The sequence below is a fragment of the Streptomyces sp. AC602_WCS936 genome (genome assembly GCF_019049125.1).
Lineage (GTDB): Bacteria > Actinomycetota > Actinomycetes > Streptomycetales > Streptomycetaceae > Streptomyces.
In genome coordinates this window covers 1-22,367 of sequence record NZ_JAGMUF010000089.1, presented here as the reverse complement: position 1 = coordinate 22,367, position 22,367 = coordinate 1, and the positions used below count along the sequence as shown (strand labels likewise).

The window sequence follows — 22,367 nt, the reverse complement described above, 5'->3', positions numbered from 1 at the left end:
CGGGTCGGCATGACAGCCGACCACACCCGTGCGCCCGTGTTGGAAGCCCTCGTCGACTACCGCCGCGAGGGCCGGCTCTCGTTCACGCCGCCGGGGCACAAGCAGGCGCGCGGGGCCGACCCGGAGGTGCGCGAGGTGCTGGGCGACGCCGTCTTCTACGGTGACGTGCTGGCGACCGGCGGCCTGGACGACCGGCTCACCAGCTCGCGGGTGCTGCAGCGGGCGCAGGAGCTGATGGCCGACGCGGTCCACGCCGAGCACACGTTCTTCTCGACGTGCGGGAGTTCCCTGTCCGTGAAGGCGGCGATGCTGGCGGTCGCGGGCCCGCACGAGAAGCTGCTGATCGGCCGGGACGCCCACAAGTCCGTGGTGTCGGGGCTGATCCTCTCCGGCATCGAGCCGGTCTGGGTGGAACCGCGCTGGGACGCGGAGCGGCACCTGGCCCATCCGCCGTCGGCCGAGGAGTTCGAGCGGGCCTTCGCCGCCCACCCCGATGCGAAGGGTGCCCTGATCACCAGCCCGACGCCGTACGGTGCGAGCGCCGATCTGCGGGCCGTCGCCGAGGTGTGCCACCGGCGGTCGGCGCCCCTGATCGTGGACGAGGCGTGGGGCGCGCATCTGCCGTTCCACCCCGATCTGCCCTCCTGGGCGATGGACGCGGGCGCCGACATCTGCGTGACCAGCATCCACAAGATGGGCAGCGGTCTGGAGCAGGGTTCCGTGTTCCACCTGCGCGGTGACCTCGTGCCGCCGAAGCTGCTGGGCATGCGGGCGGACCTGCTGGGCACCACCAGCCCGTCGGCGCTGATCTTCGCCGGGCTGGACGGCTGGCGGCGGCAGATGGTGCTGCGCGGCCGGGACCTGATGGGCGGGGCGCTGGAACTGGCGGCCGAGGTGCGGGCGGCCGTCGAGGAGATCGACGGCATGCACGTCGAGGGCCGGGACGACTTCTGCGGTCCGAGGCTGGCCCACGGATTCGATCCGCTGCCCGTCGTGATCGATCTCGACGGGCTCGGCGTCTCGGGTTTCCAGGCGGCGGACTGGCTGCGCGAACAGCGGAGCGTGATCGCGCACCTGGCGGACCACCGCCGCGTCAACATGCAGATCACTCACGGCGACGACCGGGAGACCACCGGGGAACTGCTCGCCGCGCTCAAGGACCTCGCGCGTGCCGCCCCGGGCCTCGGTCCCGCACCGCGTATCGAGGTGCCCTCGCCGTCCGAGTTGCGGATGCCGCAGGCGGTACTCTCCCGGGACGCGTTCTTCGGGCCGACCGAGGACGTGCCGCTCGGCCGGGCGGCCGGCCGGGTCGCCGCGGAGATGATCACGCCGTACCCGCCCGGCATCCCGGCCGTCCTGCCCGGCGAGCGGCTGGCCGAGCCGGTCCTGCGGTACCTGCGCAGCGGTCTGAACGCCGGCATGTACCTCCCGGACCCGAGCGATCCGGCCCTGGAGACGATCAGGGTGGTCGCCGGGGGCGACGGGTGAGGCCTCGGATGTCGCGGATGTCGCCGTGAGTGAAACGGGTCACGTGCCCCGGTTCCGGGTTCGCGGAACCCCCGAAGATGGTTTAGCGTTCATCCATACGTGGCGACGGAGTCGACGGACATGTCCTTCGTGCGTCACCGCTTACGGCCCTGGCCGGCCTCCCCCGTCCGGCCAGGGCTTTTTCATGGCCTGCCGCGCCCGTGCCCGAATCCGGCACCGAATCCGTACGGAATTCGCCCTCCGCCGAGGTGCCCGGGGAGCCGACAGCGTCTGAAATGGGCATAGGGAAAGCCCCGGAACCGAATCGCCGGCGAGGAGCCCCGTGCCATGACCAAAGCGATCAAACTGCTGACCGCACTCCCCCAGCCGCAGCGCGCACGCCTCACGGCGCTCGCCCGGGAGGTCTCTTTCGCGGAGGACGCCCGGATCTTCGAGTCGGGCGGCCGGGCCGACCGCTTCTGGGTCATCCGCTCCGGCGCGGTCTCCCTGACCCAGGAGGTGACCCCCGTGCAGCGGGTCACGGTCGCCAGTCTCGGGGCGGGCGATCTGCTCGGCTGGTCCTGGCTGTTCCCGCCCTACGAGTGGGACTTCGGCGCCGAGGCCTTCAGCCCGGTGCGCGCCTACGAGTTCGACGCCGCCTCGGTGCTCCGCCTGTGCGAGGAGGACCCGCAGCTGGGCGTCGTGCTGGTGCGGTCGGTCGCCGAGATCCTCGCGCACCGGCTGGAGACCACCAGGGGCCGGCTCATGGAGCACTACGCGCTGCACGGTCGGGGCTCCCTGTGAGGTGGTGAGGCGCCGTCAGACGCGGTAGCGGCGCAGCGCCGGCATCGCGGCCGCCAGGGCCAGCATCACCACGACGACGAGCAGCCCGCCGCCGGCCACCGCCTCGCGCGCGCCGAAGGCGGAGCCCGCGCCGCCGTGCAGGACGTCGGCCAGGCGCGGGCCGCCCGCCACGACCACGGTGAAGACGCCCTGCATGCGCCCGCGCATCTCGTCGGTCGCGGCGGACAGCAGGATCGCCCCGCGGAACACCATGGAGACCATGTCCGCGACGCCGGCCACCGCCAGGAACGCCACCGCGAGCCACAGGCTCGAGCTCAGCCCGAAGCCGGTGACGGCGGCGCCCCAGACCACGACCGAGCCGATCACCATCCAGCCGTGCCGGCGGGCCCGGGAGAAGGTGCCGGAGAACAGCCCGCCGGCCACCGCGCCGACGGGTATCGCCGCGAACAGCACGCCGAGGGCGAATCCCTCGCCGTATCCGGCGTACGTCTCGGCGGCGAGCTGCGGGAACAGCGCGCGGGGCATGCCCAGGACCATGGCGACGATGTCGGCCAGGAAGGACAGCAGCAGCACCTTGTGCCCGGCGATGTACCGGAAGCCCGCCACCACCTCCCGCACACCCGCGCGCCGGACCGCCGTGCCCGTCAGCGGCGGCAGAGCGGGCAGCTTGTGGACCGCCCACACCGTGACGCACAGGGCCAGGGCGTCGATCAGGTACAGCTCGGGCAGGCCGATCACCGGGATGAGGACGCCGGCGAGGAGCGGGCCGACGACCTGTCCGGTCTGCATGACGGTCGAGCCGAGCGCGTTGGCGGCGGGCAGTTCGTCCGCGGGGACCAGGCGGGCGATGGAGGCGCTGCGGGCCGGCGCGTTCAGGCCCCAGAAGGCCTGCTGGAGCGCGAGCAGCAGCATGAGCGCGGTCACCGACTCCAGGCCGGTGACCGCCTGGAGCCAGAACAGCACCGAGGTCACGGCGATGCCGCTGTTGGTGATCAGCAGCAGCTTGCGGCGGTCCATGGTGTCGGCGACCGCGCCGCCCCACAGCGCGAACACGATCAGCGGCAGCAGGCCCGCGAGGCTCGCGGCGCCGACCCAGGCCGAGGAGCCGGTGATGTCGTAGATCTGCTTGGGCACGGCGACGGCGGTGAGCTGGCTGCCGACCGCCGTGACGATGGTCGACGACCACAGCCTGCGGTAGGCCGGGCGGCGCAGCGGCCGGGTGTCCATGGCCCAGCGGCGCGGGCCGCGCCGCGCTGCCCCGTCGGGGGCCCGGTCCTTGTCTCCGGCTTCCTCCGGCCCGGCTTCCTTCTTCCCGGGTTCGGTACCGCTCTCGCCGCTGCTCTGGCTGGTGTCCACGCGATCCCTACGTGCTCGTTACATCTTTCGGGCTGCGGGCTTACTATCGCAGCTCCGTTCGAGCCCTCGGACCCCAGCGAGCCGTTCCCGGCGCGTTCACGCCCCGGCGATGAGCGTGACACCGAGGACGATCATGGTGGCGGCGACCAGCCCGTCGAGCACCCGCCAGGTCGCGGGGCGGGCCAGGAAGCGGCCCAGGTAGCGGGCGCCGAAGCCGAGCGCGGCGAACCAGCACAGGCTGGCGACCGCGGCGCCCATGCCGAAGGTCCAGCGCAGCGCCCCCTGGTCGGCGGCGACCGAGCCCAGCAGGAACACGGTGTCCAGGTACACGTGCGGGTTGAGCCAGGTCAGCGCCAGGCAGGTGAGGATCGCCCGGCGGCGCGAGCCGGCCGCGTCGCCCTCCGCCCGCAGCGCGCCGGCCGGCCTGAACACGCGCCGGGCGGCCAGGGCGCCGTAGCAGAGCAGGAAGGCGCCGCCGACCCAGCCGACCACGGTCAGGGCGTCCGGCCAGGCCACCACCACCGCACCGACCCCGCCGACGCCCAGGGCGATGAGCAGCGCGTCGGACAGCGCGCAGATGCCGACCACGGCGAGGACCGCGTCGCGGCGGATGCCCTGGCGCAGCACGAAGGCGTTCTGGGCGCCGATGGCGACGATGAGCGAGAGGCCGGTGCCGAAGCCGGCGGCCGCGGCGGTGAGGGCGTTGGTCATGCTCCGACGCTAAGCGGACGATCACAGCACGTACAGCTAAAGATTCTTACGTATCCTTAGCATCCGTGATGACGGAACCGAGCATGCCGGCCTTCGCGGACCTCCCCCTGGACCAGGTGCGCACCCTGCTGGCCGTGGTGGACGAGGGCACCTTCGACGCCGCCGCGGCGGCGCTGCACGTGACGCCGTCCGCGGTCAGCCAGCGGGTGAAGGCGCTGGAGCAGCGCACCGGCCGGGTGCTGCTGCTGCGCACCAAGCCGGTACGGCCGACGGAGTCCGGGGCGGTGCTGGTGCGCCTCGCCCGGCAGGTGGCCCGGCTGGAGCGGGACGCGTACGCCGAACTCGGGCTGAGCGTGGCCGGGGAGCCGACCCGTATCCCGGTGGCCGTGAACGCCGACTCGCTCGCGACCTGGTTCCTGGGCGCGCTGACACGGGTCCCCCGGGAGCCCCGGCTCTGCTTCGAGCTGCGCCGCGAGGACGAGGACCACACGGCGACCCTGCTGCGGGAGGGCGTGGTCATGGCCGCGGTGACCTCGTCGGCCGACCCCGTCCCCGGCTGCACCGTCCGGTACCTGGGGCGGATGCGGTACCTCCCCTGCGCCGCCCCGGACTTCGCCGCCCGACACCTGGACGGGCCGGTGCGCGAACGGATCGCCGAGGCGCCGGTGATGGTGTTCGACCGGCGGGACGACTTCCAGGACGGCTTCGCCCGGCGGCTCGGCCATGGCGGCGCGAGTGCCGCGCGGCACTACGTGCCGACCTCGGAGGGGTTCGTCGAGGCGGTCGCCGCCGGTCTGGGCTGGGGCATGGTGCCCGAGCCGCAGGCGCTGCCGCTGCTGCGCACCGGCCGGCTGCTGGAGTTCGCTCCGGAACTCCCGGTGGACACCCCGCTGTACTGGCAGCAGTGGAGGCTCGACTCCCCGGCGCTGGCCACGCTGGCCGAAGCGGTGGCGTCGGCTGCGGCCGAGGCGCTGCGGAGGTAGGCGCGGAGCGCGATCGAAGGCGCGGCGCCGGTTTCACCCCGAATCGACAGGCCACCCGGAACGGGGTAAGGCAATCACGAGGGCGCGAACGATACCGATCGCAGGTGACATTGATGGACGACTGGCGAGAGCACGCCGCGTGCCGCACGGAGGACCCCGACCTGTTCTTCCCGATCGGCACCACCGGCCCGGCCGCGCTGCAGACCGAGCAGGCGAAGGCGGTCTGCCGGACGTGTCCGGTGCAGGAGCAGTGTCTGCGATGGGCGCTCGACACCGGGCAGTCCATCGGCGTGTGGGGCGGGACCAGTGAGATGGAGCGCCGGGCGCTCAAGCGCCGCGAGGCGGTGCGCAGGAGGTCCGGCTGAACCCCGGCCCGGCGGCTTCTTCAGCGGCCGGGCGTCGGCAGCACTGCCACCGAGAGGAGAGTGGCCATGAGCGTGCGCGTGCGCCGCGTCTACGATCCGCCCGAGCCGGACGACGGCGTGCGGGTCCTGGTCGACCGGTTGTGGCCGCGCGGCGTGGCCAAGGACGCGGCACACGTGGACGAGTGGCCCAAGAGGCTCACCCCGTCGACCGAGTTGCGCCGCTGGTACCACGCGGGCGAGGGCTCGTACGAGGAGTTCGCCGAGCGGTACGAGGCCGAGCTGGACGCCCCGGAGGCGGCGGAGTCCCTCGATCATGTGCGGGAGCTGGCGGGCGAGGGCGACGTGACGCTGCTGACGGCGTCCAAGTCGCCCGGGGAGAGCCACGCGTCCGTGCTGCTCCGGCTCCTCGACGGGGCGTGAGAAGCCGGAGCGGCCGCTGAGGCGCGCCCTGTTGCCTCAGGCCGTCTGCCGTGCCGCGGCCCGGCCCGCCGCGCGCCCGGAGAACAGACAGCCGCCGAGGAAGGTGCCCTCCAGCGCGTTGTACCCGTGCACCCCTCCTCCGCCGAAGCCGGCCACCTCGCCGGCCGCGTACAGGCCCTCGACGGGTGTGCCGTCGGCGCCGAGGGCGCGGGAGTCGAGGTCGGTCTGGATGCCGCCGAGGGTCTTGCGGGTGAGGACGTGCAGCTTGACGCCGATCAGCGGGCCCGCCGCCGGGTCGAGGATGCGGTGCGGGGCGGCGACCCGTCCGAGGCGGTCGCCGATGTAGCGGCGGGCGTTGCGGATGCCCTGGACCTGGACGTCCTTGGCGTAGGGGTTGGCCATCTGGAGGTCGCGGGCCTCGATCTGGCGCCGGATCGGGGCCGCGTCCAGGAGCGGCTTGTCGGTGAGTCCGTTCATCCGGTCGACGAGCTGCTCCAGGTTCGGCGCGGTCACGAAGTCGGCGCCCTCGCGCAGGAAGGCGTCGACCGGGCCGGGTGCGCCCTTGCCGAGGACGCGTTCGCGCAGGAAGCCGGCGCGGTCCTTGGCGGTGATGTCGGGGTTCTGCTCGGAGCCGGAGAGCGCGAACTCCTTCTCGATGATCTTCTGGGTGAGGATGAACCAGGAGTGGTCGTGCTCCGCGAGGCCGTCGGCGGTGCGCAGGTGGCGCAGGGTGCCGAGGGTGTCGTAGCCGGGCAGGCAGGGTTCGGGCAGTCGGCGGCCGAGGGCGTCGAACCACATCGAGGAGGGTCCGGGCAGGATGCGGATGCCGTGGCCGGGCCAGATCGGGTCCCAGTTGCGCACGCCCTCGGTGTAGTGCCACATCCGGTCGCGGTTGACCAGGCGTGCGCCCGCCTCGGCGCTGATGTCGAGCATCCGTCCGTCGACGTAGGCGGGGACGCCGGTGACCATCTCGGCGGGCGGGGTGCCCAGGCGCTCGGGCCAGTGGCGGCGGACGATGTCGTGGTCGCCGCCGATGCCGCCGGAGGTGACGATCACGGCTCGGGCGGTGAGTTCGAACTCGCCGACGGCGTCGCGGTTGGAGGCGACGCCGCGGGGCGAGCGGTCCTCGGCGAGGACGGTGCCCCGCACGCCGCGTGCCGTGCCGTCCTCGACCACCAGGTGGTCGACCCGGTGGCGGTGGTGGAAGGTGAGCAGCCCGTCGCGCGCGGCCTGCTTCGCGTACCGCACGAACGGCTCGACGACTCCGGTGCCGGTGCCCCAGGCGATGTGGAAGCGCGGCACCGAGTTGCCGTGCCCGCCCGCCCTGAGGTCGCCGCGCTCGGCCCAGCCGACGGTGGGCAGGAAGCTGATGCCGTGTCCGGCGAGCCAGGAGCGCTTCTCCCCGGCCGCCCACTCGACGTACGCGCGCGCCCAGCGCACCGCCCAGGAGTCCTCGTCCCCGGTCCGGTCGAAGCCGGCGCTGCCCTGCCAGTCGCTCCAGGCGAGGTCGACGGAGTCCTTGACGCCGAGGCGGCGCTGCTCCGGGGAGTCGACGAGGAAGAGGCCGCCGAAGGACCAGAAGGCCTGCCCGCCGAGGTTGGCCGCGTTCTCCTGGTCGACGAGGGCGACCCTCCTGCCCCGGCTGGTCAGTTCGTGCGCCGCGACCAGGCCCGCCAGGCCCGCTCCGACCACGATGACGTCGGCATCCATGGCGACCGTCCCTTCCTGTTCCGTCATTGACTGGTGCTGCCGTCGGTGAGCAGAGCGGTGAGCAGCTGCCCCAGCCAGACCCGGGCGTGTTCGACGTCCCGGTCGAGCAGCAGCTGGGTGGTGACTCCGTCGTACGCGGCGACCACGGCGTGCGCGGCGCCCTCGGCGTCGCCCAGCGCGGCGGGCAGCGGGGTGTGCCCACGGGCCCGGGCGAGCCGGTCCGCGATCGCGCGCCTCAGCCGTGCCCGGTGCTCCAGCAGGGCGCGGGCCACGTCGGGGTCGCGGGCGGCGTGCACCAGGAAGTCCGTCTTGACCAGGAGCCAGTCCCGGTCGAGGAGCAGCACCTCGGTGACCCGGTCCACGGCGGCCGGCACGTCCAGGTCGGGGCCGTCGGAGGCGAGGGCGCCGGACACCTGCTCGGCGATCAGGTCGGCGCGTTGCCGGTAGAGCGCGAAGAACAGCTCGTCGAGGCTGTCGAAGTTGGAGTAGAAGGCGCCCCGGCTGTACCCGGCGGCCTCGCACACCTCCTCGATCGACACCCGCCCGAAGCCTTGGCGGCCAACACCTCGAACGCGGCGTCCAGGAGGTTCGCGCGGGTGCGCACGCGCCGCCTGGTCACCCGCCCGGTCGTCGTCCTCACCACCACGCCCTCTCCCTCCGTTCGATGCGTGAACGTATCGGATACACCGGCGTATCGAAAGAGGTACGGCACGAGGACACGGGCGCCCGGGGACACGGGGCCCGCCGAGTAGAACGTATTTTCGAATACGGAGTACGCTGGTCCTCATGACCACGCACCTCCAGAGTTCGCTCTTCGACCAGACCGACGAGGTCCGGCTGGGCCCGCTCGACGGTCTGCGCCGCACCGAGCTGGGCTCCGGCGCCTGGATCGACCTGCTCCCGGGCTGGCTGAGCGGCGCCGACGCGCTCTTCGAGCACCTGGCCACCGAGGTCCCGTGGCGTGCCGAGCGGCGAGCCATGTACGACCAGGTGGTGGACGTGCCCCGGCTGCTCGCCTTCTACGGCGCGGGCGACCGGCTCCCGCACCCGCTGCTGACCGAGGCGCGCGAGGCGCTGACGGCCCACTACGCCGGGGAACTGGGCGAGCCCTTCACCACGGCCGGACTGTGCCACTACCGCGACGGCCGGGACAGCGTCGCCTGGCACGGGGACCGGATCGGCAGGGGCGCGCGCCAGGACACGATGGTCGCGATCCTCTCGGTCGGCGCGCCCCGCGATCTCCTGCTGCGCCCGGCGGGCGGGGGCGGCGACACGGTGCGCCGGCCGCTCGGCCACGGCGACCTGATCGTGATGGGCGGCTCCTGCCAGCGCACCTGGGAACACTGTGTGCCCAAGAGCACCCGCGCCGCCGGGCCGCGCATCAGCGTCCAGTTCCGCCCGCACGGCGTGCGCTGAGGGTCGTGCGCCCTCCCCGGCCGCCGCGTCTGGTTGGCTGTCGCCCGACGGCCAGCCACCTCGACGTGGGAGAACCATGCGACCGGACGTACGGCAGGTCGCCGACGGCACCTATCTGGTGCACGGCGGCCACACCAACTGGGTGATCCTCACCGACGGCGACGCGGTGACCCTGGTCGACACCGGCTACCCCGGCGACCGCCGGACGCTGCTGGACTCCCTGGCCGCCGTGGGGAGTTCCCCCGAGGCGGTGGCGGCCGTGCTGATCACCCATGCCCACAACGACCACCTCGGCTCGGCCGAGTACCTGCGCGCCGCCCATGGCACGCCGGTCCTGCTCCACCCGGCCGAAGTGCCCCACGCCCGGCGGGACTTCCTCCAGCAGGTGTCCGTCGCCGCCGTGCTGCGCAACGCCTGGCGGCCGGGGGTGCTGCCCTGGACGGTGCACGTCCTGCGCTCCGGCGGCACCGAGCGGCACCCGGTCGCCTCGCCCGAGCCCTTCCCCGCCGACGGCGCCCTCGACCTGCCCGGCCGGCCGGTGCCGGTGCACACACCCGGGCACACGGACGGGCACTGCGTCTACCACCTCCCCGACGCCGGCGTGGTGATCTCCGGCGACGCGCTGGTGAGCGCGCACGCCACGTCCCGGGTCTCCGGGCCCCAGCTGCTGCCCGGCATGTTCCACCACGACCGGGCGGGCGCCCTGGCCTCCCTCGACGTCATCGCGGAACTGGACGCCGACGTACTGCTCCCCGGGCACGGCCCGGTCCACCGGGGCCTGGTGAAGGAAGCCGCGCGCCAGGCCCGGGAACGGGCGTTCTAGAGTCGGGGCATGGCCTTGCAGATCAGCGCCACCAACCCGGAGCACCCCGCGCTCCTGCTCGAACTGCCCTGGCAGACGCCGCTGGAGGAGTGGCCCGAGGAGTACCTCGTGCCGCTGCCGCGCGGCATCTCCCGGCACGTCGTCCGCTACGCCCGGGCCGGGGACGAGGTCGTCGCGGTCAAGGAGCTGGCCGAACGCCCCGCGCTGCGCGAGTACCAGTTGCTGCGCGACCTGGACCGGCTCGCCATCCCCGCGGTCGACGCGCTGGGCGTGGTCACCGGCCGCGTCGACGCCTCGGGCGATCCGCTGGAACCGGTGCTGATCACCCGGCACCTGGGCGGTTCGATGCCGTACCGGTCGATGTTCGAGACGACGCTGCGTCCGGCGACCATGCACCGTCTGATGGACGCCCTCGCGGTGCTGCTGGTGCGGCTGCACCTCGCCGGGTTCGCCTGGGGCGACTGCTCGCTGTCCAACACCCTCTTCCGCCGCGACGCGGGCGCCTACGCCGCGTACCTGGTGGACGCCGAGACCGGGGAGCTGCACCAGCGGCTCAGCGACGGGCAGCGCGACTACGACCTCGACCTCGCCCGGGTGAACATCAGCGGGGAGCTGCTCGACCTGGAGGCGTCGGGGGCACTGCACCCCTCCGTCGACCCGGTGGACTTCGGCATGGAGATCTGCGCGCGCTACGGCCGGCTGTGGGAGGAACTGACGCGCACCTCCGTCTACCCGGCGGGCAAGTACCACTACATCGAGCGTCGCATCCGGCGCCTCAACGACCTCGGCTTCGACGTGGCCGAGATGCAGATCGAGCACGCCTCCAACGGCGACACCGTCACCTTCGTGCCCAAGGTCGTCGACGCGGGCCACCACCAGCGCCAGCTGCTGCGCCTGACCGGCCTGGACGCCGAGGAGAACCAGGCCCGGCGGCTGCTGAACGACCTGGAGAGCTGGATGGCCACCCAGGACGACTACGCCCCGGGCGACCCCCTGGGTGCCCGCCCGGAGGTCCTCGCCCATCGCTGGGTGCGCGAGGTCTTCCGGCCCACCGTGCGCGCGGTGCCGGTGGAGCTGCGCGGCGCGATGGACCCGGCCGAGATCTACCACGAGCTGCTGGAGCACCGCTGGTACCTGTCCGAGCGGGCCCAGCACGACATCGGGCTGGACACCGCCGTCGCGGACTACATCACCAGCATCCTGCCCAGGGCCCGCGAGACGCTCCAGCCGACGGCCGACTGAGCGGCGTACCGCGCTTCCGGCGCCCTCAGGCGTGCGGGACCACCGCCACCGGGCACTCTGCGTGGTGCAGCACGCCGTGCGCCACGGAGCCGATGCGGGCGCCGACGGCCGTACGGCGGGCTCGGCGGCCGACGACCATCAGCTGGGCGCCGCCGGCCACCGAGAGCAGCACCTGACCGGCGCTGCCCATCTCCACGTGCTCGATCACCGGCACGTCGGGGAAGCGTTCGCGCCACGGTGCCAGCGCCTCGCCGAGCGCCTTGCGCTCGTACTGCTCCAGGCCCCCGGCCTCGTCGGCGAGCGCCATGGAGCCCGGGCTGTAGGTGAACACCGTCGGCAGGGCCCAGGCCCGCACGGCACGCACGGTGGCGCCGCGCGCGGCGGCGGCCTCGAAGGCGAACCCGATCACGTCGGCGCTGTCCTCCGGCTCCCCCTGCTGGCCCACGACGACCTCGCGGCCCGCCGCCTCGGCCGCGGCGTCGTCCCCGGACCGCACGAGGACCACCGGCCGGGTGGCCTCGGCGATCACCTGCTGTCCGACGGAGCCGAGCAGGAACCCGACGACCGCCCCGTGACCGCGCGAGCCGAGCACCAGCGTCTCGGCACCGGCCCCGGCGGCGAGCAGCGCGGCGACCGCGTCGTCGGCCTCGCGGACCTCGGTGGACACGGTCAGCTCCGGGTGCCGTTCGGTGACGGTCCCGACGGACTCGGCGACCGCGTCACGCACCCACCGCTCCTGCGCGTCCCGGTCCCCCGCGCCGTCCCCGTCCAGTGCCTGCACCCGCCAGGCGTGCACGACGTGCAGCGACGCCTCGCGCCGGACCGCCTCCCTGGCCGCCCAGTCCAGCGCGGCCAGGCTCTCCTCCGAACCGTCCACGCCTGCCGTGATCGGGCGCGTCATCCGGGTCCCTCCCTGTGTCGCGGTCACGTCGTCCATGGGGCCAGTGTTCCCTACGCTGTCCTCATGACTCTGGAGTGGGAGCAGGTGAACGTCGACGCGGCCGATCCCGTGGCGCTCGGCCGCTGGTGGACCGAGGTGCTCGGCTGGGTCGTGGTGAACGACGCCCCCGACGAGTACGAGATCCGTCCGGCCCCGGACCGGCTGCCCGGCCTGCTCTTCGTGCCGGTGCCGGAGGGCAAGACCGTGAAGAACCGGCTGCACCTCGACTTCCGGCCCGACGACCAGGAGGCCGAGGTGACCCGGCTGCTGCGCATGGGCGCGCGCCCCACCGACGTCGGGCAGGGCGAGCAGCCTTGGGTGGTGCTGGCCGACCCGGAGGGCAACGAGTTCTGCGTGCTGGGCCCCCGCGGCGGCCGCCCCGCTGCCTGAGCGAGGACCCGCGACACCGGAACCGATCCCACCGCCGCGTCCAGCGGCACCGGCTGCGCCGACTGCGACACGTCCGGCGGCTGGGGGTTCCCCCTGCGGCGCTGCGCGAGCTGCGGCCACGTCGGCCGCTGCGACAGCTCGCCGGGGCAGCACGCGACCGGCCACTACCGGTCCACCGGGCGCCCGGTGGTGCAGAGTTTCGAGCCGGGCGAGGCCCGGCGGGTCGGGTACCGGCGGACTGGGCCCGGACACTGCGACGCTGACCACGCGGCCCGCCTCCTCCCGCAAAGCCCGACACCAGCCACGCAAGCACCAACCCCACGGCACAGACCACAAAACCGCCCGCCTCCTCCCCGAGGCGCTGTCGGACTCGCGTGCCAGGATGGACGCGTGTCGCTGACCTCATTCACCAGCCCGCTCGTCGGCCGCGAGGACGAACTCGCGCGTCTCACCGGCGTGCTGGAGCGCGCCCGCGCCGGGGAGGCCCGCGCGGTGCTGATCGCCGGGGACGCGGGAGTCGGCAAGACCCGGACCCTGGACGAGGTCGCCGGTCGGGCCGCCGCGGCCGGGACGACCGTGCTCACCGGGCACTGCGTCGACCTGGGCGACGTCGGCCTGCCGTATCTGCCGTTCACCGAGATCCTCGGCGTGCTGGCGGCCGACGAGGGGTTCGCCGCCGTGCTGGCCGCCCACCCGGTGGCCGGCCGGCTGCTCGGCGGCGGTGCCGAGGACCCGGAGAGCGGGGACGCCGGCACGCGGTCGCGGCTGCGGCTGTTCGAGGGCGTGGCCGCGCTGCTGGCCGAACTCTCCGACATCGCCCCGCTGCTGCTGGTCCTGGAGGACCTGCACTGGGCCGACCAGTCCTCCCGGGACCTGCTGAGGTTCCTGCTCAGCCGGGGAGTCCTGCAACGGCCGACGGGCGGGGCACCCGGTCACCGCGTCGCGCTGCTGGCCTCGTACCGGGCGGACGATCTGCACCGCCGCCACCCACTGCGGCCCCTGCTCGCCGAGCTGGTGCGGCTGCCGGCCGTGGAGCGGCTGGAGCTGCGGCCGCTGCCCGACGACGACGTGGCCCGGCTGGTGCGTTCGCTGCGCGAGCGGCCGCTGCCGGAGACGACCGTGCACCGGATCGTCGAACGCGCCGAGGGCAACGCCTTCTACGCCGAGGAGCTGGTCGCCGCCACGGACGCGCCCGCCCGGGGCGTGCCCAGCGGTCTGGCCGACGTCCTGCTCATCCGGTTCGAGCAGCTGTCGGAGACCGCCCAGCAGGTGCTGCGCACCGCCGCCGTCGCCGGACGCAAGGTGGGGCACGTACTGCTGCGGGACGCCGTCGGGCTGCCCGAGGAGGAGCTGGAGTCGGCACTGCGCGAGGCCCTGGGGCGGCAGTTGCTCGTCTCCGGCGACGGCGACACCTACTCCTTCCGGCACGCCCTCGCGCGCGAGGCCGTCTACGCCGACCTGCTGCCCGGGGAGCGGGCCCGGCTGCACGGCGCGTTCGCCCGGCTGCTCGGCGGTCCGAACCGCCGGTCCGACAGCGCCGCCGAGCGCGCGCACCACTACCGGGAGAGCCACGACCTGCCCGAGGCGCTCGCCGCGTCCCTGGAGGCCGCCGACCACGCCCAGCACATCGGGGCGCCCGCCGAGGAGCTGCGGCACCTGGAGACGGCCCTCGACCTGTGGTCGGCGGTCGACGCGGGCGCACGGCCCGCCGGCCCCGACGCCGTGACGCTCACCCTGCGCGCCTCGGCGGCCGCCGCGCACGCCGGGGACCTGCACCGGGCCGTCTCGCTCACCCGGTCCGCGCTGGCCGGCCTCGGGCAGGACGCGGACCTGGAACTCGCCGCCCGCGTCCGCTACACACTCGCCGGGAACCTGCTCCGCGTCGACAACCTGTCGGCCGCGTTCGCCCACAGCAGCGAGGCGTTCGCCCTGATCCCCGCCCAGCCGCCGTCGCCGACGTGGGTGTGGGCCGCGGCGACCCACGTCATGGCCGCCCGTCAGGTCGGGGAGAACGAGACAGCGCTCCGGGTGGGCCGCCGGGCCCTGCGCGTCGCCGAGGAGCTGGGGGTCGCCGACGCCCGGGCGGACCTCCTGATCTCCGTGATCGGTCTCGAGGACGACCACCGGGCCACCTCGCGCGGCCGGGAACGGCTGCTGGAGGCGAGGGAGCTGGCGCGCCGGGCGGGGAACGCGCCGGTGGAGCTGCGCGCGTTGTTCAACCTGGCCATCGGCTGTTTCGAGGCCGGCGCGCCGGCGGACTGCCTGAGCTGGGCGGCCGAGGGACTGGAGCGGGCCCGCCGTTCGGGGCTGCTGTCCTCGCCCTATCCGCGGGAGATGCGGTATCTGCGGCTGCTGGTGCTGTACACGCTGGGTCACTGGGACGAGTGCCTGCGCGAGGCCGCGGAGGACGACGCCGGTCCCCCGCCCGCCGCGGGCGCCCACGCCGTCGCGGCCGGCCTGTACGTGGCGCTGGCGCGCGGCGACCTCGGGGCCGCCGACCGCGCCCGTGCCCTGCTGGAAGGGCCGTTCGACTGGATGGTCACGCTGGTCGCGGGCATCGTGCTGACCGACGCCGCCGCGCTGCGCGCGGACGCGGAGGGCGCCGTGCGGTGGGCGCGGTCCACCGTCGCGACGCTCACCGACGACGCGGGCACGCCGCCCGCCGTCACCGTCCGCCTTGCCGCGCTCGCGCTGTCCGCGGTCGCGGACACCGTCGTCGAGCTGCGCGCGGCCGGTGACGAGGCGAGAGTCCGCCGTTGGACGGACACCGCGGCACAACTCCTGGAGCAGGCCCGCCGGTCCGCCGGCAGGGGCGAGGACGACCGGCCGCAGGGCCTGGAAGGGCAGGCGTGGCTGGCCCGCGCGGAGGCGGAGTGGACCCGGCTCGACTCCGGGCCCGATCCGGCTTCCTGGCAGCGGGCGATGGCCGGGTTCGCGCACGGCGACGTGTACGAACGGGCCCGGTGCCGGCTGCGGCTGGCCGAGGCACTGCTGGCGGCCGGCCGCCGTGCGGAGGCGGCCGACGAGGCCGGTCTCGCGCACCGGGAGGCCGGCCGGCTCGGCGCCACGCCGCTGCGCGAGCGGCTGGACGACCTGCTGCGCCGCGCCCGGCCGGCGGACACCGGGGACCGGGCCGCGTCGCTGACCGCCCGCGAGCGGGACGTGCTGCGGCTGCTCGCCCTGGGGCGCAGCAACCGCCGGATCGGCGAGGAGCTGTTCATCACCGCCAAGACGGCGAGCGTCCACGTCTCCAACATCCTCGCCAAGCTGGAGGCGGCGAGCCGCACGGAGGCGGTGGCGGTCGCCTACCGGCAGGGTCTGATCACCCCGGAGACCGCGGGGTAGGGCTGACCGGGCCGCGACAGCCTCCGCCCCCGGGAACCCCCGGCCCGCGGCGGACGTTGACCCGGCAGCCGACACCCGTGGGAGCGCCGACCGGGAGGGAGGGCTGCGGATGACCGAGCTGGTGCCCGGGGGCAACATCCCCCTGCCGGGCGGCCCCGTGAGCGTGCGGGTGCCCGGCGCCTTCGACGTGTCGGCGCTCGTCACGGACGACGGCGGCAAGGTGGACGGGGACGGCGACTTCGTCTTCTACAACCAGCCGCGGGTGCCGGGCGCGTGTCTGCGGGGCGACACACTCACCGTCGATCCGGCGCGGCTGCGTCCGGGTGCCACCCGGGTGACGGTCGCGGTGAGCCCCTCCGGCCCGGGCACCGGCTTCGGCGCGCTTCCCTCCCCCACGCTCCACGTCACCGACGCGCGCGGGCGCGCGCTGACGCGGTTCACGCCCGCCCGCCCCCGGCAGGAGACCGTGCTGCTGCTCGTGGAGTTCTACCGGCGCGGGGAGGGCTGGAAGCTGCGCGCCCTGGGGCAGGGGTACGCCGACGGACTCGCCGGGCTCGCCCGGGACTTCGGGGTGGACGTCGTCGACGAGGCGGGCGGAGCGGGCGAAGCAGCGGAGGAGCCCGACGGACGGGCACCGGCCGGCGACTCCGACGGTTTCCTGTCGCTGGTCAACTCGGCACGCTCGGCGGCCGGTTCCCGGCCCGTCTCCGCCGACGCCCGCCTCGTCACGGCGGCCCGGGCGCACGCGGCAGCCATGGCCGCCGCCGGCGCGCTGAGCGTCGAGACCCGCGACGGCGTCTCGGTGCACCAGCGTGTCGTCTCCGCGGGGTACGCGTATCTCACCGTGGGCGAGCACCTGGTCTCCGGCCCGCGCACGCCCGCCGAGTTCGTCACGTACTGTCTGCGCTCCGAGCGGACCCGGCGCACCCTGCACGAGGCCGCCTTCACGCACGCCGGGTGGGCGTACGCGGCCGACGGCCCCTCGGGCGACACGTACTGGACGGCGCTGTGGGCGGTGCCGCTCACCCCGGACGGTCTGGACCGCACGACGTCCAAGGTCGCGGACCTCACCAACCGGGAGCGGGTCCGGGCCGGTCTGCCGGCGCTGGCCGTCGACCCGCGGCTCACCGCCGCCGCCCAGGCGCACAGCGCCAACATGGTGGCCCGGGACTTCTATTCCCACACCGATCCGGACGGCGGCAAGCCCTGGGACCGGGCCGCCGCGGCGGGCGCAGCCCGGCGCACGGTCGGCGAGAACATAGCCTGCGGCCAGCGCTCCCCCGCCGACGTGGTGGAGGGCTGGATGAACAGCCCCGGTCACCGGGCCAACATCCTCAAGGCCGACTTCACCCACATCGGGATCGGCCTCGCCGGCGGCGGCCGGGCGGGCACGTACTGGACCCAGCTCTTCGGCGGCTGAGCGGAGCAAGGCGCCGCCCGATCTTGGCGGAACGGGGCACTCCGGGCCAGGATGCGCGTATGAAGGGTGACCTCTTTTCCAGCGAGCACATGGTTCAGCCCGCCACCGCGCCGGGCATGACCGTCGAGAACTCCAAGTGCATCCGTTACACGGTGAACGGCGAGATGCTGGCGCGGCAGGGCGCGATGGTCGCCTACCGCGGCAACCTCCAGTTCGAGCGCAAGGGCCAGGGCGTGGGCGGCATGCTCAAGCGCGCGGTCACCGGGGAGGGCCTGCCCCTGATGGCGGTCCGCGGACAGGGCGAGGCCTGGTTCGCGCACGAGGCGCAGAACTGCTTCGTGGTGGATGTCGAGCCCGGCGACGAGTTCACCGTCAACGGCCGCAACGTGCTGTGCTTCGACGTGTCGTTGTCGTACCGCATCTCCACCGTCAAGGGCTCCGGCATCGCCGGCGGCGGGCTGTTCAACAGCGTCTTCACCGGGCAGGGCAGGCTGGGCCTCATCTGCGAGGGCAGCCCGCTGGTGATCCCGGTCTCGCCCCAGTACCCCGTCCACGTCGACACGGACGCGATCGTCGGCTGGTCCGCGGGGCTGGCGACCTCGCTGCAACGCTCGCAGTCCATCGGCTCCATGCTGCGCGGCGGTTCCGGGGAAGCCGTGCAGCTGGTGCTCCAGGGCGAGGGCTTCGTCGTCGTACGGCCGAGCGAGGCGACGCCGCAGAAGACGCAGCAGCACTGAGGCAACCCGGTCCGCCCCGCCGACGTCTTGATCGGCGACAGGTGAAACGCCCTGGTCGCCCCACGTGGCCAGGGCTGTTTTCCGACCCACTATACACAGGGCGTATACACGCAGTGCATACCGCGCTCGCAGTGTGCGCGTGCTGTGGACCAGGACCGAAAGGCTTCCATGTACGGCAAGGCATTCGCCCCGGAGTACCAGGGCGCCCTCACCGCCCTCTCCGTCAACTCCTCGCTGACCGACGTCCTGGCCGCGGGCCAGGAGGAGCTGGCCGCCGCCGAACGGGCGGGACGGCACGCGGAAGCGGCACGCTCCGGGCTGGCGGTGGCCGAGGCGCAGCGCCGGCTGGGCCGGGTCCCGGACGCCGACCGGGCGTGGAAGGCGAGTTACCGTGCGGCCCGCACCGCCGGGGACACCGCGGCGATGGCCTGGGCGCTGTGGAGCGGCGGCACGCTGGCCCGGCAGCGCGGGGCCCTGCGGCTGGCGCGGCGGCTGCTCGGGCTCGCGGCCGAACTCGGCGAGCTGGGCGGTGACGTCGTGGTGCGCGGCTACTCGCTGGCGGGCCTGGCCGAGACGGGCCGCATCCAGGGCGACTACGAGGCCGTGGGGCGGCTGCACGAGCAGTTGCTGGCCGAGGCCCGGCGGCGCGGCGAGGCCCGCCACACGGTGTGGGCGCTGGAGGGCATCGCGCAGATGCACCGCAACACCGGTGCGTACGACCGCGCGTACGAGCTCTTCGAGGAGGCGGCCGGCATCGCGGCGCGCGCCGAGGACCGCCGCGGACACGCCTGGGCGCTGCGCGGGCTCGCCGACGTCGTCTCCGTCCGCGACGGCGACACCGCACGGGCGCTGGAGCTGCTCACCGAGGCGGAGGCCGGGTGCCGGGCGATGAACCTGTCCGGGGCGCTGGCCTACAACCACAAGATGCGGGGCAACGTCCTCTACCGCGCGGGGCGTTACCCCGAGGCCCGCGACCTGTACGAGCGGGCGCTCGCGGAGTTCCGCGCCATGGGCGAGCCGCGCGGCGAGGCGCTGGCCCGGCTGGGCCTGGCCAAGTCGCTGGCCCGGCTGGGCCGCGACCGTGCCGAGACGGCAGCCGAACTGGCCGACCTGGCCGGTGTGCTGGAGCGGATCGGGCTGATGCACGCACGGCGGATGGTGGCGCGGGCGCAGGAGGAATTCGGTCTGACGGGCACGCCGGCGGGCGCCGCGGCGGAGGCGGTACGGTGACGGCGCGGGCCACGGCGGCGCAGGCGTCGCCCCCGGCTGCGGTACGGGAGCCGCGGGTCCTCGGCCGTTGCCGCACCCTGGTGCGGCCCGCACTGGAGGAGGGCGTCGGACGGCTGCACCCCTGGGTGGGCGAGATGGCCGCGTACTCCTTCGGCTGGTGCGAGGTGGGCGGGGCACCCGCCCGTGCCCGGGGCGGCAAGGGTCTGCGGCAGGCACTGGCGGTGCTCGGGGCCGAGGCGGCCGGCGCGTCCGGGCGGGCCGGGGTGCCCGCGGCGGTCGCGGCGGAGCTGGTGCACGCCTTCTCGCTGCTGCACGACGACATCATGGACGGCGATCCGGCCCGGCGCCGGCGCCCGGCCGTGTGGAAGGCGTACGGCACCGGGCCCGCCGTTCTCGCGGGCGACGCGCTGTTCGCGCTGGCCGTCGAGACACTCGCCACCGCCCCGGCCGGTCCCCGCACGGTCCGACTGCTGTCCACCGCGCTCGGTGACCTGGTCCGCGGTCAGGCGGACGACCTGCTGTTCGCCGAGCGTCCGTGGACCGGTCCGGGGCGGGTGCGGACGGGTGAGTACCGGACGATGGCCGAGCACAAGACGGGGTCCCTGCTGGGCTGTGCGGCCGCGGCGGGGGCCGTGCTCGGCGGGGCTCCCCGGGCGACGGCCGACGCCCTCGACCGGGTCGGCCGGCACCTCGGGATCGCCTTCCAGGTCGTGGACGACGTGCTGGGCATCTGGGGCGACCCGGCCGTCACCGGCAAACCCGTACTGGGCGACCTGCGGGAGCGCAAGAAGACCTTCCCGGTGCTGGCCGCGCTCGAAGCCCCCGTCCCGGCGGCCGGGCGGCTGGCCGCGCTGCTCGCCTCCGACACCGCCGATCCCGAGGAGGTGGCCGCCCTGATCGACGAGGCGGGCGGTCGTACGGCGGCACTGGCCGAGGCGCACCGGTGCCTCGGCACGGCACAGGCGGCGCTCGCCGGCGCGGCCGCGGCGGCGGGCCCGGCCGCGGAGCTGCGGTCGCTGCTGGACTACCTGCCGCGCCGAGACCTCTGAGACCCACGGGACCGTGTTGACCTGGGGCACCTCGCGCGAAAGGGTGCCAAGGGGCGCGGACGGGCGCCCGGGTTCGGAAGGAAGAGTGCCTTGATCGGGATCACGGACATCGAAGCCGCGGCCGAGCGGATCGCCGGACACGTCGTACGCACCCCGACCGTGCCCAGCCCCGGGCTGTCCGCGCTGCTCGGGGCGCCGGTGACCGCGAAGCTGGAGCTGCTCCAGCGCACCGGCTCGTTCAAGGCGCGCGGCGCGACGGCGAAGCTGCTGTCACTGACGGGGGCCGAGCGGGCCGCCGGGGTCGTCGCGGTCAGCGGCGGCAACCACGGCATCGCGGTGGCGGTCATGGCCGCCGCGCTGGACGTGAAGGCCACGGTGGTCATGCCGCGTACGGCACCGGCCCGTTCCGTGGAGACCGCCGAGGAGGCGGGCGCGCTGGTGCGGCTCACCGACGGCATGGACAGTGCCTTCGCCCTCGTGTCCCGGCTGCGCGATGAGGGACTGACCCTGGTCCACCCCTTCGACGACCCCGTGGTGGTCGCCGGGCAGGGCACCGTGGGGCTGGAGTTCGCCGAGGACGCCGGGGAGCTCACCGACGTCCTCGTGAGCATCGGGGGCGGCGGGCTGATCGCGGGGGTGGCGGCGGCGCTGCGGGCACGGCGGCCCGACGTGCGGATCTGGGGCGTGGAGACGGAGGGCGCCGAGGCCATGTCCCAGGCGCTGGCGGCGGGCGGCCCGCGGTCCGTGGCCCTGTCGTCGATCGTCACGACGCTCAGCGCCCCGGCCGTCTCGCAGCTGACGTACGAGCATGTGTCGGCACTGGTCACCGAGGTGTTCGTGGTACCGGACCGGGAGGCGGTCGAGGGTTCGCTGGCGCTCGCCGAGCACGGCAAGGTGTGGACCGAGCCGGCCGCCGGATGCCTGCTGCCCGCGGCCCGGCGGGTGGTGGAGCGGGTCGGGGACGGCGCCCGGATCGGGCTGGTGGTCTGCGGCGGGAACGCCACGACCGCCGACATGACGGGCTGGGCGGACCGCTTCGGGCTGCGCTGACGGGTTTCCGCGCGACATTCGCATTTACCGCGGGTTACCTCGTATGCGTTGAACGCGGCCCGGTCCGCTCGCCGTACCTCTGGTCAAGCCGAGAGCCGGCGGTGCGAACGAGGGATGGCCATGGGCAGGGCGCGCGTCTCCACACACGAGTTGATCGCCGGACGGTACCGCCTGCTCGAGGTCGTCCACCGCGAGACGAACCGCGTCTCCTGGTCCGGGGAGGACGCCCACACGGGCCGCCCGTGCCTGATCGCGCAGACGGCGCTGCCGGAGGAGGAGGACCAGTCCGGCGAGACGGCGCGCCGGACCGCCGGGCGGGTGGTCCGTACCTGCGAGACCGTGCAGGCGCTGTGCCCCGGGCGGGTCGCCGAGGTGGTCGACGCGGTGGTGGCGGACGGCGTCCTGTGGACGGTGACCGAGTGGGTCGACGGCGTGCCGCTCGGGGAACTCCTGGAGCGGCACAGCACGTTCAACTACGTGCGGGCGGCGCGCATCGGGCTGGAACTGCTGGCCGTGCTGGAGGCTGCGCACGGCCAGGGCATCACGCACGGCGAACTCAGCCCGGGGCAGGTGTTCGTGCGCGAGGAGGGCTCGGTCGTCGTCACCGGCTTCGGGCTGGCCGGCGCCACCCTCGCCCCGCGCCTGGCCGCACCCTCGTACGCCGCGCCCGAGCAGGCCCGCGACGAGCGGATCGGGCCCGCGGCCGATCTGTGGACGCTCGGGGCGATCCTGTACTCGATGGTCGAGGGACGTCCGCCGTTCCGCGACCGGGGGCGGCCCGAGACGACGCTGCGGGGCGTGGACCGGCTGGCGCTGCGCACGCCGGTGCGCGCCGGTCCGCTCGCGCAGGCCGTGCAGGGGCTGCTGCGCAAGAACTCCCGGGAGCGGCTGACCCGCCCGGTGGTCCGT

Annotated in this window: 20 protein-coding genes and 2 pseudogenes; 17 read left to right on the top strand and 5 right to left on the bottom strand. The window is 74.5% G+C overall.

The annotated features are described in order from the left end of the window. The first annotated feature begins 9 nt into the window (after positions 1 to 9). Both KUM03_RS25260 and KUM03_RS25255 read left to right on the top strand, forming a co-directional pair. On the top strand, positions 10 to 1,488 hold the full coding sequence (locus tag KUM03_RS25260; protein WP_217251583.1) for an aminotransferase class I/II-fold pyridoxal phosphate-dependent enzyme: 1,479 nt from the start codon (positions 10 to 12) through the stop codon (positions 1,486 to 1,488). 327 nt (positions 1,489 to 1,815) lie between these two features. Beyond that, positions 1,816 to 2,271, top strand: a complete 456-nt coding sequence (locus KUM03_RS25255; RefSeq protein WP_217251582.1) for a cyclic nucleotide-binding domain-containing protein — start codon at positions 1,816 to 1,818, stop codon at positions 2,269 to 2,271. 15 nt (positions 2,272 to 2,286) lie between these two features. Here the strand turns inward: KUM03_RS25255 and KUM03_RS25250 are convergent, their stop codons facing one another. Beyond that, complete coding sequence (locus tag KUM03_RS25250) at positions 2,287 to 3,627, bottom strand: MFS transporter (RefSeq protein WP_217251581.1); 1,341 nt, start codon at positions 3,625 to 3,627, stop codon at positions 2,287 to 2,289. Between the two features lie 96 nt (positions 3,628 to 3,723). Next, positions 3,724 to 4,338 (bottom strand): LysE/ArgO family amino acid transporter, encoded by a 615-nt coding sequence (locus tag KUM03_RS25245; protein WP_217251580.1) that lies wholly within the window; start codon positions 4,336 to 4,338, stop codon positions 3,724 to 3,726. A gap of 68 nt (positions 4,339 to 4,406) precedes the next feature. Here KUM03_RS25245 and KUM03_RS25240 point away from each other — a divergent pair, with 68 nt between their 5' ends. From KUM03_RS25240 to KUM03_RS25230, 3 genes are all read left to right on the top strand, one after another. Continuing rightward, a complete protein-coding gene (locus KUM03_RS25240; RefSeq protein ID WP_254399860.1) occupies positions 4,407 to 5,321 on the top strand; it encodes a LysR family transcriptional regulator ArgP in 915 nt (304 codons plus the stop codon). A 113-nt stretch (positions 5,322 to 5,434) separates the two neighbouring features. Next, positions 5,435 to 5,686 carry a WhiB family transcriptional regulator gene (locus KUM03_RS25235; protein ID WP_217251579.1) on the top strand — a complete coding sequence of 84 codons (252 nt, stop codon included), beginning with the start codon at positions 5,435 to 5,437 and terminating at the stop codon, positions 5,684 to 5,686. A 66-nt stretch (positions 5,687 to 5,752) separates the two neighbouring features. Continuing rightward, on the top strand, positions 5,753 to 6,106 hold the full coding sequence (locus tag KUM03_RS25230; RefSeq protein ID WP_217251578.1) for a DUF488 domain-containing protein: 354 nt from the start codon (positions 5,753 to 5,755) through the stop codon (positions 6,104 to 6,106). A gap of 36 nt (positions 6,107 to 6,142) precedes the next feature. Here KUM03_RS25230 and KUM03_RS25225 read toward each other — a convergent pair whose 3' ends face one another. Together KUM03_RS25225 and KUM03_RS25220 are read right to left on the bottom strand one after the other, a co-directional pair. Next, positions 6,143 to 7,816 carry an FAD-binding dehydrogenase gene (locus tag KUM03_RS25225; RefSeq protein ID WP_217251609.1) on the bottom strand — a complete coding sequence of 558 codons (1,674 nt, stop codon included), beginning with the start codon at positions 7,814 to 7,816 and terminating at the stop codon, positions 6,143 to 6,145. Between the two features lie 23 nt (positions 7,817 to 7,839). Beyond that, positions 7,840 to 8,462, bottom strand: a pseudogene (locus KUM03_RS25220) (TetR/AcrR family transcriptional regulator). A 140-nt stretch (positions 8,463 to 8,602) separates the two neighbouring features. Between KUM03_RS25220 and KUM03_RS25215 the strand changes: the two are divergent. From KUM03_RS25215 to KUM03_RS25205, 3 genes are all read left to right on the top strand, one after another. After that, positions 8,603 to 9,232 (top strand): alpha-ketoglutarate-dependent dioxygenase AlkB, encoded by a 630-nt coding sequence (locus tag KUM03_RS25215; RefSeq protein ID WP_217251577.1) that lies wholly within the window; start codon positions 8,603 to 8,605, stop codon positions 9,230 to 9,232. A 76-nt stretch (positions 9,233 to 9,308) separates the two neighbouring features. Continuing rightward, positions 9,309 to 10,055, top strand: coding sequence for an MBL fold metallo-hydrolase (locus KUM03_RS25210; protein ID WP_217251576.1), 747 nt, complete (start codon positions 9,309 to 9,311; stop codon positions 10,053 to 10,055). A gap of 9 nt (positions 10,056 to 10,064) precedes the next feature. Next, positions 10,065 to 11,297, top strand: a complete 1,233-nt coding sequence (locus KUM03_RS25205; protein WP_217251575.1) for a DUF4032 domain-containing protein — start codon at positions 10,065 to 10,067, stop codon at positions 11,295 to 11,297. A 25-nt stretch (positions 11,298 to 11,322) separates the two neighbouring features. Here KUM03_RS25205 and KUM03_RS25200 read toward each other — a convergent pair whose 3' ends face one another. Continuing rightward, positions 11,323 to 12,198: a universal stress protein gene (locus KUM03_RS25200; protein ID WP_254399859.1), complete on the bottom strand. Its 876-nt coding sequence runs from the start codon at positions 12,196 to 12,198 to the stop codon at positions 11,323 to 11,325. A 63-nt stretch (positions 12,199 to 12,261) separates the two neighbouring features. Here KUM03_RS25200 and KUM03_RS25195 point away from each other — a divergent pair, with 63 nt between their 5' ends. The 9 genes and pseudogenes from KUM03_RS25195 to KUM03_RS25155 all read left to right on the top strand — a co-directional run. After that, a complete protein-coding gene (locus KUM03_RS25195) occupies positions 12,262 to 12,627 on the top strand; it encodes a VOC family protein (protein ID WP_217251573.1) in 366 nt (121 codons plus the stop codon). Between the two features lie 66 nt (positions 12,628 to 12,693). Beyond that, positions 12,694 to 12,825: pseudogene (locus KUM03_RS39330) on the top strand (UBP-type zinc finger domain-containing protein); the annotation flags it as partial. A 192-nt stretch (positions 12,826 to 13,017) separates the two neighbouring features. Next, on the top strand, positions 13,018 to 15,972 hold the full coding sequence (locus KUM03_RS25185; RefSeq protein WP_217251572.1) for an AAA family ATPase: 2,955 nt from the start codon (positions 13,018 to 13,020) through the stop codon (positions 15,970 to 15,972). Positions 15,973 to 16,081: 109 nt separating this feature from the next. Further along, positions 16,082 to 17,392 (top strand): CAP domain-containing protein, encoded by a 1,311-nt coding sequence (locus KUM03_RS25180; RefSeq protein ID WP_217251571.1) that lies wholly within the window; start codon positions 16,082 to 16,084, stop codon positions 17,390 to 17,392. 59 nt (positions 17,393 to 17,451) lie between these two features. Further along, a complete protein-coding gene (locus KUM03_RS25175) occupies positions 17,452 to 18,129 on the top strand; it encodes an AIM24 family protein (RefSeq protein ID WP_217251570.1) in 678 nt (225 codons plus the stop codon). A gap of 168 nt (positions 18,130 to 18,297) precedes the next feature. Then, a complete protein-coding gene (locus KUM03_RS25170) occupies positions 18,298 to 19,359 on the top strand; it encodes a tetratricopeptide repeat protein (protein WP_217251569.1) in 1,062 nt (353 codons plus the stop codon). Next, the gene (locus KUM03_RS25165) at positions 19,356 to 20,408 is read left to right on the top strand and encodes a polyprenyl synthetase family protein (RefSeq protein ID WP_308406408.1); all 1,053 of its coding nucleotides are present in this window, start codon (positions 19,356 to 19,358) and stop codon (positions 20,406 to 20,408) included. The genes KUM03_RS25170 and KUM03_RS25165 overlap by 4 nt, the downstream gene beginning before the upstream one ends. Positions 20,409 to 20,498: 90 nt before the next feature. Beyond that, complete coding sequence (locus KUM03_RS25160) at positions 20,499 to 21,458, top strand: threonine/serine dehydratase (protein ID WP_217251568.1); 960 nt, start codon at positions 20,499 to 20,501, stop codon at positions 21,456 to 21,458. A 114-nt stretch (positions 21,459 to 21,572) separates the two neighbouring features. After that, a partial coding sequence (locus KUM03_RS25155) for a protein kinase (protein WP_217251567.1) occupies positions 21,573 to 22,367 on the top strand: 795 nt, incomplete at its 3' end.